This is a genomic window from Microcoleus sp. (assembly GCF_049646505.1).
GTDB lineage: Bacteria > Cyanobacteriota > Cyanobacteriia > Cyanobacteriales > Microcoleaceae > Microcoleus.
The window spans coordinates 1-15,675 of record NZ_JBARVX010000071.1 but is presented as its reverse complement, the minus strand read 5'-3'; the positions used below and the strand labels follow the sequence as shown (position 1 = coordinate 15,675).

8 protein-coding genes and 1 pseudogene are annotated in these 15,675 nt (G+C 45.4%); 2 read left to right on the top strand and 7 right to left on the bottom strand.

What is annotated here, in order from left to right:
- Positions 1-172: 172 nt before the first annotated feature.
- The 5 genes from holA to drmA all read right to left on the bottom strand — a co-directional run bounded on the left by holA (position 173) and on the right by drmA (position 10,027).
- A complete protein-coding gene (gene holA / locus WBA89_RS03680) occupies positions 173-1,159 on the bottom strand; it encodes a DNA polymerase III subunit delta (protein WP_424404178.1) in 987 nt (328 codons plus the stop codon).
- Positions 1,156-2,697 (bottom strand): DNA polymerase III subunit gamma/tau, encoded by a 1,542-nt coding sequence (gene dnaX, locus WBA89_RS03675; RefSeq protein WP_424404177.1) that lies wholly within the window; start codon positions 2,695-2,697, stop codon positions 1,156-1,158. Before dnaX ends, holA begins: the two co-directional genes overlap by 4 nt.
- Entirely contained in the window at positions 2,697-4,124 is a 1,428-nt protein-coding gene (gene dnaN, locus WBA89_RS03670; protein ID WP_424404176.1) for a DNA polymerase III subunit beta, read from the bottom strand. The genes dnaX and dnaN overlap by 1 nt, the downstream gene beginning before the upstream one ends.
- 95 nt (positions 4,125-4,219) lie before the next feature.
- Positions 4,220-6,085 carry a DrmB family protein gene (gene drmB / locus WBA89_RS03665; RefSeq protein WP_424404175.1) on the bottom strand — a complete coding sequence of 622 codons (1,866 nt, stop codon included), beginning with the start codon at positions 6,083-6,085 and terminating at the stop codon, positions 4,220-4,222.
- 114 nt (positions 6,086-6,199) lie between these two features.
- Entirely contained in the window at positions 6,200-10,027 is a 3,828-nt protein-coding gene (drmA, locus tag WBA89_RS03660) for a DISARM system helicase DrmA (protein WP_424404174.1), read from the bottom strand.
- 158 nt (positions 10,028-10,185) lie between these two features.
- Here drmA and WBA89_RS03655 point away from each other — a divergent pair, with 158 nt between their 5' ends.
- Positions 10,186-10,602, top strand: coding sequence for an element excision factor XisH family protein (locus WBA89_RS03655; protein WP_332968503.1), 417 nt, complete (start codon positions 10,186-10,188; stop codon positions 10,600-10,602).
- Positions 10,590-10,937 carry a XisI protein gene (locus WBA89_RS03650; RefSeq protein ID WP_015211713.1) on the top strand — a complete coding sequence of 116 codons (348 nt, stop codon included), beginning with the start codon at positions 10,590-10,592 and terminating at the stop codon, positions 10,935-10,937. The genes WBA89_RS03655 and WBA89_RS03650 overlap by 13 nt, the downstream gene beginning before the upstream one ends.
- A gap of 81 nt (positions 10,938-11,018) precedes the next feature.
- Here the strand turns inward: WBA89_RS03650 and WBA89_RS03645 are convergent, their stop codons facing one another.
- Both WBA89_RS03645 and WBA89_RS03640 read right to left on the bottom strand, forming a co-directional pair.
- Positions 11,019-15,164 (bottom strand): Eco57I restriction-modification methylase domain-containing protein, encoded by a 4,146-nt coding sequence (locus WBA89_RS03645; RefSeq protein WP_424404173.1) that lies wholly within the window; start codon positions 15,162-15,164, stop codon positions 11,019-11,021.
- 304 nt (positions 15,165-15,468) lie between these two features.
- Positions 15,469-15,675: pseudogene (locus WBA89_RS03640) on the bottom strand (hypothetical protein); the annotation flags it as partial.

The window sequence follows — 15,675 nt, the reverse complement described above, 5'->3', positions numbered from 1 at the left end:
AGCCAAATTTTCAACCACAATCGTTGAAGTTGCAAATTTCGGGGCATCGAACCCCGAAATTTGCCCCCATTCCTTCCACCGCTTCTCTTCGAGTAAGCGGGGGTCTTTTGGGGGTTTAGATGAGCACTCGCGATTGCCCCTACATCGCCCCTAGATCGCTTCTACTTCGCCCCTAGATCGCTTTTACTTCGCGCTTCCTTGCTTTCTTAGGAGAAAACAGTTGGGCGATCGCCAGAATTGCAGGCAACATGGAATCCCCTTTACGCCCAAGCTTCAGCGAACCCTCTAAATCAAGCAGCAGGGACACCGCAGACGAAAGGGATGTTAGAGAAGCAGCAGCTACTTCTTTTCTCAGAAAGTACACTCGCTTCGGGTTGGCAATTTGACAAATCCGGGCAATTTCAGCGTCTTGCTTAACTCCACCAACTATCGCCGCTTTCACCCACAACCAAGTTCTAAATTGAGCAATCAGCGTCGCACAAATCGCCAGCGGGAAAGTTCCTATTGCCAAAAGTTCAAGCAGCAAACAGACTGCTCTGTTAGAGTTATTTTCCCTCAGTGCTTCGGCAAGCTGGAGGCTATTTTGAGTGGTTGAAGGAACCAGCGATCGCACAGAGTTTAAAGTGAGGGAAGCGCCACTGCTCAGGGTCGCCAACTTGTGCAGTTCTGATTCAGCGCGAGCCGGATTGTTGCCGATCGCAACCGCCAAGTAATCAATAGCATTTGAGTTCAGCGACAGCCCTATTGCCAAAGCTTGAGTTCGGATCGATCGGGCAATGAGATCCGTTCGCCAGGGGGGAATAAGGTCGAACACGAACAGCTTAGCTTGAGAAAGCAGGAATTTTGCCACCTTCAGGCGTTTGTCAATAGAAGGCGCTACAAAAACCAGGTGCGTCTTTTCCGGTACCTGCGGGAGCAACTGGAGAACCTCCAGCGCCTCTTCAGTAAACTGTTTGAAATTACACCCTTCTATCACCACTAACTTTGCTTTTTCCGTTCCCAAGGCGGGAGTTAAGGCGCAGTCAACCGCCTCATTCAATGCCGAAGCATCAAAGCGGTGATAATTGAAGCCAATCCAAGCGGGGTTGAGGTTCTTTTTAAAGGCAGAAAGCTTTTTGTGAATCGCGTGGAGGTCATCCCCTATCAGCAAGCTAATCATGGGTTCTTCTCCTCGAACAACACTTGATAGCGGACGCCCGTTGCCGCCAGAAATATCTTCTGCACCTTAGCTGCATTTCGGTTGAACTTGTCCAGGTATTGGGCGGGCACGGCCAGCACCGCTTTCTTTTCCGTCAGTGCTACCAGGGAAGCAGCACAGAGTAAAGCGCGGTTCTTCTCAGAAGTTGCTGAGAGCACTTTTTCCCAAATGGCTCGCTCTTTGGAACGGGGCGATCGCAACTTGGAGGTACTGGGCAGCTTCTGGGTGCGATCGGGCTGCCTGGGGTTAGCAAGAGCGCCAAGAGCGACGTGGGGTTTTAATTGTGGCACCTTTGCCAATCCCAGCAAGCAGAGTTCCAGCCACAGCGTTGGGTGAGCGCTCTTGCTGAGCTGCCATTCCGAAGCCTGCAACTGTTCGAGGCCAGCAGCGATCGCATTGCAGTCCCAAGCAGAGGCAATTTCCATCAGGGCCGAGTGCGAAATGCCGCTAACTAGCATCAGCGAACAGTCTGGCACGCTCGTTGCAAGCAACAAGTCCCGGTAGCAGGCTAGCAGCGACGCCAGCAGCATTTTAGGGCTTTTCCCGCTGTCAATGAGTTCGCGGGACAGTTGCAGCAGCTTCAGCGCGTTGCCGGTGCGGGTCGATTTCAAAATTGCAACTAAATCCGACTCCGGTATCCGCCCCGACAGCTCCAATACGTGAGAACTGGTAATTTCCTCTCCTAATAAGCTCAACTGGTCGAGCAACTGCAAGGCGTCCCTCATCCCGCCATTCGCGGCGCGGGCGATCGCAATTTTAGCTTCTTCGGCAATTGCAATTGACTCTTTCTCAGCTACCATTGTTAGCTGTTTGACAATGGCTGGGATTGGCAGCGATCGAAACAGGAACGTTTGGCAGCGACTGTTAATTGTTGGCAGCACTTTGTGTTGCTCTGTCGTACACAAGATGAACACTACATGATGCGGAGGTTCTTCCAAACATTTTAGAAGAGCGTTAAAAGCTTGGGAACTCAGGCAGTGAACTTCATCTAAAATAAACACTCGGTAGCGGCTGATAACTGGTGCGAAGTGCGATCGCTCGATCAGGGTACGAGCATCATCCACACCGTTGTGGGAAGCCGCGTCAATTTCAGCAACGTCTAAGCTGCTGCCTTTTTCAATCGAGCGACAGGATTGGCACTTGCCGCACGGCTTTACTGTGGGTTTGTCTGCACTGGTGCAGTTGAGAGATTTAGCTAAAATGCGGGCCGTTGAAGTTTTGCCCGTTCCCCGTTCGCCGGCGAACAAGTAAGCCGGAGCAATTTTATTAGTTTTGACCGCATTGGAAAGTGTCCTTTGGATGTACTCCTGTCCGGCCAGTTCAGACAAGCTACGAGGGCGGTATTTTTGAGGCAATGCTGCGTACATGATTGAATGGTTAGGTGTAATTGTTTGCTGAGAATTAGAGTCATATTTGCGGAGTTTGCACTCAGAAGAAGAGAGAAGTAAAAAACTCAATATTTTTACTTCTGCCAAGCGAGCCTTTTTTGCAAAAGACATCAGTCTTTGAAAATCGGCATTAACAAGTATTTGGCATCCATTAGGATGTTGGGCTTGGAGCGGTTGCCAGCAGGAACTAAAATGGCGGGGCCGTCGCGCTGAGTGAGGTGCATTTGGAGTTGGGAACTAGCGATCGCTTTTGCACCTTCCAACAGGTATTTTATGTTGAATGAAATTGACAAATTGCTGTCTGAGTTAACGTGCGCTGCCATCTGTTCCAAACCGTTTCCAAATTCTCTGAAAAGCGACAGTGACACTTGCTGTTCTTCGCTATTAATGCGGATGCTGAGCGTTTTTTCTTTCTGGTCGGCCAGCACAGCAATTCTCTCTATAGCTTTGATGAAAGGTGCTTTTTCCAGCGTTACCTGATGTTGGAAATCCTGCTGCAATAAATCGGGATAAGCTGGGTATGTGCCTTCTAAACAGCGCGTTACTAAGCGCTGCGCTCCCCACCGGAATTCTACCAGAGCGCTCTCAGTGCTGTAAGAAAGCTCTACTGGGTCAGCGGATGTCCTGCTCGATAAAATTCGCTCCAGTTCGGCAAGCGATTTAGCTGGGACTGTAAGCTCTAGAGGCTGTGCAATTTCCGCTTGTTTCTTCTTAGAAAAACCTTGAATTGAAGTATTGAGGACAACCAAACGGTGGCCGTCTGTGGCAGCAAATTCGAGGCTATCTTGGCAGATTTTGAAGTAAACACCTGTCAGGATGTGCTTGCCTTCATCGGTAGCGGTGGCAAACAGTGACCCTTTCAGCCCTTCTTTCAACGTTTCAGGGGGAATACGAATTGTTTGTGCTGTTTTTACTTCAGGAATGGCAGGGAATTCTTCACTCGAAATCCCTCGAACTTGATAGCGACCGCAAGCAGCAATTAAGGTAGCAACTGGACTGTTGCTAGCCTCTGGCAAGGTGATGTTATTCCCGCTATCTTCGCTATCTTCACCTTCGCGATTCAAGGCTTCGCGACTGACCAAAGTGATATCTCCGGGCGAGAATTTCCCGACAATATCACTGAGAAGTCCGACTGGAATAGTCATGTCGCCGGGAGATTGAACGTTGGCCTCAAAGGAGGTTTGAATAGCCAATCTCATGTCGAAGACGGTAAGTTGGACTCGCTGCGTTTTTTTGCAAGCAACTAAGAGGACATTTCCTAACACGGGGTGGGTGGGTTTTGCTGGGACAGCTTTGCTGACAAGTTCGAGATGGTTGGCTAAATTGTCTTGGGTGCAAACTAGCTTAATTTCTGGTGATAAAAGCTGGGGAGAATCGCTATCGGGGGATTGGTGTTGGGATTTTTCTTCAACTTTTTGCTCATCTTTGACCAAAGGTTTGGTTCGTTCTAAGGTAACACTTGCCTTGGGTTTTATTTTGGATGAACCGTTTTCTTTATTTCGTCTTTTAGCTGTATCGGTGGGGGTTTTGGTCTGCATCTTTGTGCGTTAAAATAGCTGCTAAGCGGGGGCAGCGTTAGCTGCCTAGAGAATAGCTTGTATTAGCAGCTTGTCACTCAAGTTTAGATATAGAATTACTCAAAAAAAGCTAATTCAGATAAATCAGCATTCATAGTAGGAATTAACAAAGTGCGATCGAGATATTTATTGCCCCGTTCGCAGGATGTTTCAGGACTAAACAAACAAGCATGACAAGCCGCCCAATGCAAAGAAGTTGTATTTTGTAAAGGGCTATGTTCTGCACATAAAGGGTCAGAAGCACATAAACCAATTTGTTCTAAAGCTTGGTCAATATGACGACCAAAAGTACCTGGTTCACCTAAACTGACTAATCCCCCTAGTGTACCTTCGCTATCGGGTGCGGCTGTATAAATCAATACACCAGCCATTGGGCCATTATCTTCATTGGGATCTTTTGAGTAAATGCGTTCCCGCAAACTAGCAGCATTGTAACCACATTCTATTACTAATTGTCGCATCAAAGCATGAGCGAAGGAATGAAGTAAAATATAACGAATACCGGGGAAATTAGTATCAGGATCTAAGGAACGCGCCCTGCGCCAACGACGATGCGCTTCTAAGCTTTGTTGTTCATAAGTTTTTAATCCAGGTGTACTGGATAACCATTTTTGTAGTTTTTCTTCTTGAAACTGCATAAAAATACCTTCGCCGCGCACTTCTGAAGCTGGAACCCATGTAGGTTCAGAACGACTCAAAGGAGCCCAGTATTCTTCGGGTAATTCTCCTGTTTCAGCATAATCACCAGGAGATTCGATGCGTGTAAAACCAACTAAAGCACGAACTTCTCGCAAGCGTTCTACTAAGACAACTTTTTCAAAATAAGCTTCGTAACCATCAGGGGCGGCGACGGGTGTTAACCAGAAGTCAGCGCTATTCAAACTGGTATCAGCATTAGAAAAAACTTGCCATTCTGGGGTTTTGATATCTTTCACGTCGAGGCATTCGGTTTCACCTGTTTCTTGACGTTTGTGTAAGATTTCTTTCGAGATTTCGGCATCTGAATATTTAGCAAATTCTTTTAGTTGACCGATTTGGCGGAAAGCAGCTAAAATGTCAATTGTAATAGCTTTTTCTAACACAGTCCAATGTTTATCAACCAGTTGCCCCAGTTGATTAATAGTAGTGGGAATTGAGAGTACGGAAAGGGTGATAGGAAACCAGCTATTTGATGCACCGAGTAAGATACTTTTCATTTGTTTGGTACATCCATCTTCTGCAAAGTTGCGTAAATGGGGATGGCGACCGCGACATTGAGGCATATTCATTTTACCAAGTTCGCCAAAGGCATCGGACAGCCGGCGAGATTTACCGCAACTATCGCATTTTACTTCAATATCAGTAGCAGAACCAGAAATGCCATATTCATAGAGACGCAGAGAACCTTTGCAATTACTGTTACCTCTATGAACGAAATAGTGCCAGGGAAAATCATCTAAGTGTCCGTGTTGACAAGCTACTAAAAATCTGGCAGGGATGACTGTTGGGGAATTTTTGCGGCAATTACTATGAATATAGCGATTTTGGTCGGGTCGATGGCGATCGCGTTTTAACTCAAATAGTCCCGATTTTAAAGGGGCGAGTAATCGACATTGGGGACAAACTACCCAGGTGGGGAAAGGTGAGACGGGAATTCCTACTGTGGCGCTTTCATCAAATAAGTTAGGGATGGTATTGTTTGATTCAGATATAGGCGGCGTTAGCAGTTTTTTGACTTGATTACCGATTTCTTTTTGCACTGCTGCTAGTAACCGCGCTTCTCCTAATTCTGAGGCGTGAGTAAGTTCCCAATCATCTAATCCCATTACCATTGTTGATAAGTTGGGTAAATCTACAATAGAACCAATGCCTGAAGAGAATAAAATTTGGCTGGGTCGGAGTTCGCCGACTTTGTTTTTAGAAGAAGATTGATTTGTTGTCATTGTATTAACTAATATATGGCGAACCTAAATGAATCGATAAGGTTTGTAGTGAGGACTTTAGTCCTGGGCAGAAGAAGGACTGAAGTCCTTACTACAAACCAGCGATGGATTGCCCTACAAGTCTAAATCTATTGGGGTAGTTTCACTCATTGATTGGGTGGGACGATCGTCATCATCGGGGATGCGATCGTCTAAAATTAATCCGATATTCGGTTCAACATTTCGCAAGGAATTTAAACAAGTAAATGATTGCCAATTGCTTTGTCCTGGTTGTTCTAATAATCCCATTGTCACCCCATCTTTTTTAGTCTGATATCCTAATACTTTTCCTCCCGTCGTATTCGCTGCTTCTGCTAACCAATAGTCTAATTTAGTTTCTAATTCCTGTTTTACTAAATCGCGGGTTTTAGTATCGCCTAATGCCAAAGCCCGATCGCAAATCGCATTCATAGCAGCTTCCACATAAGGATGATGGCGAGAAACCCTGCCTGCTTTATCATTCGCGTTTAATTCGCTACCTGCCAAACGCACTAAGGAAACGAATAAAGCAGCTAATCCTCGGTCAAGGGCGCGGGGGGCAAAAGGAGTAATTGACAGGGCTTCAACGTGCTGATAGAAGGTAGCATGATAATGTTCAAATTGCTCGTAATGAGATAAATCTCTCGGTCTGGCCCAGTTATAAACAGTAAATACTAAACCGGGGAAACTTCGCCCTACCCGCGAGGTTGCTTGGATGTATTCAGCAGTGTTTTTGGGTTGACCTGTCACTACCATTACGCCTAAACGTTTTACATCTACGCCCACAGAAATCATATTAGTAGCTAGTAAAACATCTAAGGGTTTGCGCTTGTTATTTTTGTTGGACTTCTCTGAGGAAAAAGGAGTTTCTAACCAATTTAATACGATGGGAATATCGGTAGAATTTTTGCGCGAGGTCAATTCTTCTACTTCCAGTCTCAGACGTTTTGCTAGCCCTCTGCGGTCGGTTTTTGCTAAGCGAGATTGAATGTCATCATCCACTAAACGCCGAGTTCCTCCTAGTTCCCGCATTGAATTAAAATAACCCACTAAGGTCATCCAAGGGTCAACCACATCGCCATAGTCTTCAAACAAATCTTGAGAGACTGCCAATACTGCTGTATAAACGCGAATTAATGCTGCTTTTAATCGCCTTCCTGTGGCACAAATCCCCAAATATCGCCGACCGGGATAATCCTCTGAAGGCGGACGCTGACAGGAAAAGAAGTTATCTTCAATATCTAATCCTTGCGGGGGGAAAACTTGCACTTGGCGCAAAAATAGGTTATGTACTTGGTCGCGCGCTTGTCTAATTGTCGCAGTGGAAGCGATTACTTTGGGGCGGACTATTTTACCGTTCACTTCCCAGGATGCCAGTTTATCTACGGCGGTTTCATAGAGTCCGACTAGGGTTCCTAACGGGCCACTAATTAAGTGTAATTCATCTTGAATAATTAAATCTGGTGGCCGCAAGGGATTGCTAGGAATTGTTTTAGCAGTGGGGAGTCCGTATTTACTGGGGTGAGAGTTTGTATCTTCGATTTCAGGAGAACGAAAACCGTGACGGGTGCAATATCCGTCTACTTGTCCGAATAGCATTTGTACAGCACCATTCCAAGGCATTTGGGCAAATTTGTCAACAGTTGCTATCACTAATGTTGGCAAACGACGATAGATTTCTTCATCTACAACTACGATGGGTAAACCTTCGGTGGGAGATTGTTTTTGGGTAAATAAACATTTGCCTAAAGCATCACCACAGTAAATTAAAGTGCGTCCTTGTCCTTTGGCAAAGGATTCTACTTTAATATGTTGTTTGCCGGGGTCAATTTGAGAACCACACCAAGGACAGTTAGTTAATTGATGCGGGGAACCGCTGCTAGTGGGTTGGTATTGTCCGAGTTTTTGTTTGAGAAATTCATTACTTTGTTCGGTTCGGTTTGGTGTGGTTTTCATCCCCACCCATAACCCAATTCTAAACGGTTCTTTTCCCCATTTATTTTCATCTTGGCGGCGGATTTCTTCGCAGGCACAAATTAAGGTTGTGGCGCGTTGAAATTGTTGTAATGTTAAGAGGCGGAGGGTGTAGCGCATCAGGACAGCAACGCCTGCTGCGCCGGAACGTCCGGCAATATCTCCTTGCAATCTTCTCAGTCCAATGGTGTAGGCTGTTAATCCTAGATAGGCTTCGGTTTTACCGCCGCCGGTGGGGAACCAAAGTAAATCTGCGATCGCATCTGTGGGATGACATCGATCTGGGTGGTCTAATTCGGTGATACTGGGAAGATTTAGCAGGATAAAAGCTAACTGAAACGGTCGCCAGGTGCGATTCTTGGGGATATCAATATTATCCCATTCGCTGGCTTCGCCGCGCCGTTTATTTTCGGCATAAATTGAGTGAATCCGCTGTTGCCACATCGCCCGATTCATAAATTGGAACGCTTCAGCAGCCTGATTATCTGTTTGTAATAACGTGATTCCTGCTTGAATACGATCGCAAGTTATTTGACAATTTGCCAAGGCCGATTTTGCCGCCTCCTGATAATCGCCTAAATCGGCGGTGGAGTCGGCAATTTTCGCAGTTTGTTGGGCAATCCATTCACTATAAGCAATAGTTAAAGAACTTAAAGCAGTTGATAAATCGGGAATTTCTGCTAGTTCTTTCATATCTAAAATTAATCCCGCCAGTCCCGGTATTTCCTCAATAGTTGGCGGCGTAGTTTGGGGAATTTCGTAGGCGGGAACGACTTTAGTAGCAAGGCGGATAGCCCGATGTCTTTGGCTGGCTTCCCCATCGCACTTTCCGCCTAAAAGTTCCGCGTGTACGCCTGTCCCGTGTCCGACAGCAAATTCTATGCAGTCGCGGTACTGCATCGCCATTGCTTGTTCTTCGGCAAATAAGACGGGGTTGAGTTTACCCAGTTGGCGTTTCAGCCGCCGTTTAATGAAAATCTCGGGATATTTGGGGTCGGCAGACTCAACGCTTAATTCTGGTTGAAATAACCAAGCGCTATCGCGTCTAATTTCCGGTTCTTTTTGTCCATTAACTAAAAAGAGAGTCACAATCCAATCTTGATGCTGTTGGCGAATTTGACCTTGAACAAATACTGCTTTTTCGGGATCGATTTGCCAAGGATTAATCGCGCCTACTTTTAAGATAATATCCGGTGAGGTTCCTCGAATCGGGTAGCGCCGCCACAAGGTTTTTGCTTCGCCAGTCAAAGTTTTGGCGCTTTCGCTTTTCTCTCTTTCGTATTGTCCCCACCCTGCTTTTACTTTAATTGCTTTGGCATTTCCATCAACACAAAAAGTCATGCCAATTGCGGAGGGAAACATTTTCTCGGCGGGGAGAATGTTACTTTCGGTTGTGCCTTCTTCTAAAGTACCGCTACCGGAAATGGCTAATTCATCCATTTGTTCTGGCGTTTCTTCGAGTTCTTCGGGTACAATATGCCGATCGCTAGGTGCGATTAATCCGACGAGATAGCGATCGCTAACTCGCATTTCGTCTATTTCTTCATAGTCTCCCCCCGCAGGGCCGAGTAAATCATCTAATATTGCTTGTTCTAATTCTGCCCGAATTTGATAATAAGTTGGCGTTTCTAAAAGAGAAGGATGATTGTTTTCAATATTTGGATGGGTATTGTTTTCAATATTTGGATGGTTATTGTTTTCAATATTTGGATGATTGTTGAAATAATGTACAACTTTTTGAGCAATGTTATCGGACATTGTAGAATCTTCTAAGTCGATGACATCGCTATCATCTAAGCTAAGGCCCTTTAATAAAACTGCTAAATGTTGTTCGTTGACCGAAATTACGCTACTCCAATCTAGTTGGGCGGTGCGATTTTTCAATTGTTCGTTAATCGCTGCGATGTCTAAGTTGCCAGGTAGTATAGCAGGGAGTTGGATAATATTCATAATATTGCAATATTTCGTAATATTTATAAATTAGCAATTTAGCATTTTAGCATAATACCACATTTAAATACATAGGGTGCGTCACGGCTACGCTTAACGCACCATCTTTCACTAAATGTGATAGTTTTAAATTGCACCTTTATATCAAATCGTCTATTGTGGCTAAGGATCGTTTTCATCAAGTTGTTAAAACTGCTCTTACTAAGGATGGGTGGAATGTTACTCACGATCCACTTAAAATTAAAGTGGGCGGTGTAGATATGGAAATTGACTTGGGGGCAGAACGATTACTGGCAGCAGAGCGAGGAAATGAGAAAATTGCGGTGGAAGTCAAAAGTTTTTTAGCTAGTGCATCGGCAATTTCTGAGTTTCATACAGCACTGGGGCAGTTTATTAACTATCGGGCTGCATTGCGTCGTGAAGAACCCGATCGCATTCTCTATTTAGCCATACCCGATTTAATCTATAACAGCTTCTTTCAACGTGATTTTCCAGCATCAATGCTGCAAGAAAATTCCGTAAAATTGATTATTTACGACATTGAACTGGAGCAAATTTCACAATGGAAAAACTAACGGATCAATTAACCAACTATCAGCAAATTGTACAGCAATTATTGATGGATTACGCAGAAATTAAGCCAGCTTATGGTGATATTGAAGTTGAAACTATCTTTGATACACAGCGAAATCACTATCAAATTGTGCATCTGGGTTGGCAGCATAAACGCTGGGTGCATGATTGTATAATACATCTTGATATTCGCAATGAGAAAATCTGGATTTTTTACAATTCAACAGAACATGATATTGCAGCAGATTTAGTCAATTTGGGTGTACCAAAACAAGATATTGTGTTAGGTTTTTATCCTCCTTTCATGCGGGAAATGAGTGATTATGCAGTGGGCTAAAAGTAGAATAAATTTCGTAGTAAGCACTTTAGTGCTAAAGGGACTGAAGTCCCTACTACGAACATTTGTTTCATTTGCTAATCAAAATAAGCTTAACTGTCCCTCAGATAATATCTGTTTTTTCGCATTTTTACCTCCAGTTTTCCCCTTTTTCTTCCCTTTATCGTGCAACCCTTGGACGACTTCTTCGGCGTAACGTTCGTGATTCAGCAGCAAGAGTCTATCTAGCACTTCCCGGCGTGCGGTTTCGCTGATAGTGTAGCGCAATCCTTGTTTGGTTTGGTGGAAATCATGCCCTAAGTCTATGTCTTGCCAACCGTAGGCGGCGGCGACGGCGTTATCCATTTCGATGTGTAATGAACGCAGTTGTTGAATGTCGGCGGCGGTTTCTTCGGGGTTGTGGAAGCGGTTATAGGTTTTGGTTAATCCTTCTTGGCGAGTTTGCATGATGCTTTGGCGGTGGGTGTAATATTTTTCGCCTATTTCTTCTAGGTTTGAACTTGATGTGGGGAAGGGGAAGGTTTCAAAGCCATTACCAGGAGAATATTTAAGGTCTACTCTAAGGTTTGAGCAATATTGACGCGCCCATGCTTCATGAATATTTGATTGAAGAATTCCAACTTCATCGAATGAATTAATTGTAAAAATATCAAGATTTGAAGAATAAACGATTCCGTTATAAACGAAGGCAAAGCTTAGATATTTGGTAACTTCTGAACATACTAATACCTGTTTATTTTCGGCGATCGCATCATAAAGTCCTGGACATCTTTCTGCAAACTGCCACCATTTATCCTTATAGACCTTTTTATTTACTTTCTCTCTTTGAGGCTTAACCTTTTCTTCTACGATCGCCAAACAATCAGGATAATCAGCAGCATAAGGTTTACCCTTCGGCTTTTTCGGATCGTCATGTTCAGCATCCAAAGGCCAATCCTTAAAATTTATTACCCAACGACTCGGAGATTTATCTGGGCGAGAATTCAAATCCTCACCATTCAAATAAGGAAATAAAACATCTTTATTGCGAGGATCTTTTTCAATTAATGCTTGTGCTTCTTCTGGAGTTAAAACAAAACCCATACCCAGCACAACTGAACCTTGAAAAGATTTAGTTTGATTAGCTGCTAATCGCTCAGGATTACCAACAGCTTTACCCGGCGTTGTCAAAAATGCAGTAATTCCATCAACCGGCTTTTCATCTAAAATAAATTCACCCTGCCAACTTCCTTTTCGTAACCAAACATGAGCAACTTCTAAACTAGCCGTTCCCTCCCATTTGCGACTAGGAACAGCACGGGTAATCACACAATGATTAGCAACTAATTGATCTAAACCCACTTCGCGAGTATCACCTTGGGCTATTGTATTTGTCGCGACTAAACCAAACCCACCCTGAGAATTAAGTAACTGTTGCGCCCTCAAAAAAAAGTAAGCACATAAATCAGCAACTCCTTTTTTTTCCCTCGCAATTCTTTCCACTAAAAAATCTCGATAATCCGTACCCAAAACACCTGTAATCTTTTTCCCTCCCTGAAACGGAGGATTTCCCACCAAAGCATCAAAACCTTTACCCGATAAATCACTTAAAAACACCTCTGGAAACTCCAACGCCCAATGAAAGGTTTTTCTAGGCGCTTGTTCCCTAGGTTTCCCAATATCTAACATTCTTTGCGCCTTAGCATATAAAACCTCAATTTTTCGCTGCCTTTCCTCACCCTTCACCGCCAAAACCCCCACCACCTGCTGAGACAAAACCGCCAAATCCTCAACCACCAAATTACCCGTTTTTCCCGCTTGCATCAACGATTCCCCAACCAGCAAATCCCCAATAAACCGCACCTGATTTAAAGCTTTCTCCGCTTCCTCCAATAACTCATCCTTCCGTTGCAAATCCCGAATATCATTAACCGAAAAACCTTCTAACTCTTGACGTTTAGCAATCGCTTCCTCTAACAAAGGTCTACAAATCGTCGAAATAATCGCCAATTGATTCCCCTCTTTCGGGTTAAGATGAAAAAACTCAATTTGCTGGGCATCCGTCACCCCCAACAGCGAATCACCCCATTTCAAAGCATGATTTAAAAACGTAAACGGTCGCCCCTGCGCCAAAGTTATCAACCACAAAGATAACTTCGCCATCTCCGCCGCCAAAGGATTTTTATCTACTCCATAAAGACAGCGTTCCGCCACAATCCGCCGCGCCACCGTCAACCGTTCATCACTATCTTTCGGAATCGGACATTCATCAGGACGAAACTTAGATAAAGTCCCCTCCGGTGCAATCACAACCTTCCCCGGATTTTCCCGTTCCAACCCTTCCCACGCCTCCACCAAGCGTTCCGCCAAATAGCGACAAGTCTGCACCAAAAACGCCCCACTCCCCATCGCCATATCGCAGACTTTGAGTTGCAGTAACTCCTTCGCTGACTTGAGTCGCCACTGTTCCTTCGGCTTCCCCTCAGCCACCCCTTCATAAACCAACGGTTCCAGGGTATATTGCACGATAGGTTCAGTTAAACTGCGCGGTGTATAATGCGTCCCCGTTTCCCGACGATTTGAACCTTTCGTGACGTAGACACTGCCCTCTGGAATCACCATTGGGTACTCCAGCGTGTCCAGGCGAATCAATCCGGCAAACGGCAAAACGCGCTGATACAATTCCCCATCATTATTGCAAGCCGCCCGCAACCGCTCCTGCACCCTTGGCAAAACCACCACAGAGAGAGCCTTACGCAGCGCAGCAGGGGACTTATTCGACTGCTCTTTGACAAATTTGACCAAATCCTCCTCGCCCTTGGCTTGCAGCCGCTCCAACTCCAAAAGCCCCACCTCTGGTTCCCGTTCCCGCGTCCCAATCAATCCTAAAACCGCAGACGTTGCCCTGACTGCCGTATGGTCGAGCAAGCCTTCATAAACATGACCGATTTGCTCAATATCCAGCGCCCGAAACGAAAGTCGGCGCGGTTCCAGCGTCCCACCCACTTTGATTTGCAAAATTTGCAACGCTTCCAACAAATGCAACACAATCCGATTGTTCACCGGGATAGGTTCAGCAGAAATCTCCTGCCACCGACTTCCCCGCCCTCGCCCCTCCAAAAACGGGAATCTGTCCGGGTCGAACAAACTGCCGCCATAGGCCGGAATATCCAGCAAATCGTGGCGAATTCCCCCATGCACAGCGCGAAACGTCGCCAACAACCGACACCACGCATCGCTGCGGCGTTCCAACACCTCCTCACCAAACTTATCCGCATCGCTGCGTAACTTAGCGGAAATGGTAGAAACCGCATAATATTCGTGATAAAGCGCTTCTCCCCCCGCCGAAGGAATCAACTTCCGTTCCTCCGCTGAAAACAGAAACACCAGACGCATCATCACCGTCAGCGCCGCTTCGTAAAGCTGAGGTTCCGAAATATCTTGCAAAAGAGTGCGATTTCTATCTTGGTCAATGCGGTCTAACGCCTGTACCAAAACTTCCACCGCCCGCCGTACCTGATAACCCAATTGGTCAGTAACTTCTTGCTGGTCACTAATACTTTGAGTTAGCAAAGTTTCCAGTATTTCCGAGTCATCCACCCCAAAAAACCGCCTCACCCCCAACAAACTGCGAAACGCCCGCAACGTCAAATGTTCTTCCAACCACAGCGTCCCGTACCAAGAAATAAAACCCGTGGTTTCCCCTCTAGGCGCATTAACTAACATCCAATGTTCGCCATTAGTTACTAACCCCAACCGCACATTACCAGCGTGCAATAATTCCATCATCCGAGTCGCGGGACTTGCTTTCCAGCGTTGTCCTGCCAAAGGTTTCTCTAAATCCTGTTCGGCAGGTACAATCTGAACTAATAGCCGGGGCGTCCCTGCATTAGGTGTTTCTTGAGGATTAACAATTACCCAATCTGGCCGGAGAGTTTCGCCCTGTTCTGCAACAGTGGTTTGCAACCCAGGCGGAATGCGCTGCCCTTCTAACAATACCTCCTCCGGCAATTCCAAAGTCTGCCGCAAAACAAATTCCACCCAAGCGCGATGAATCGCCTTTTCAGGACGCGCCCCCAGTTGATTATCCTGCCATTCTTCATAGGCTAACCGTAACAGCTTAAAATGTTCCGAGTCATGGGCATCCAACCCACTGGGAAACACTTTCAGCAATACCGGTAAACTTAAAAAAGGCCCGGAAGCTTCAACCAGAGATAACCATTCAGCGTGGTGACGTGCGGTAGACATGATGGGTAATGGGGAGTGGGTTTTTATGGCTGTTGAATGGCGCTGACTAAGATACCTAAAATTTTCTTGATATCCTTAATATAATATTCGCTTAAATCACTAGAGATAACCATTCAGCGTGGTGACGTGCGGTAGACATGATGGGTAATGAGGAGTGGGGAGTAGGGAGTGGGGAGTGGGGAGTAGGGAGTGGGGAGTAGGGAGTGGGGAGTAGGAAGTGGGGTTTTTATTGCTGTTGAATGGCGCTGACTAAGATACCTAAAATTTTCTTGATATCCTTAATATAATATTCGCTTAGATCGATCTAAATTACCTTATCCTGTAACTTTAAAAATTGCCAAATCGTCCCGATGGTGATTACTCCATAAATACTTTTGATTTCATTTCCTTGTCGTTCATTAAATAACTGTGCTGCTACCATTTCCGCAATACACTGCGCCAACCCCGATTTTAAGTTTTCATTCTTCGTATCCATAAATTTATTGGACGGGCAAGATGCCCATCCCACAAG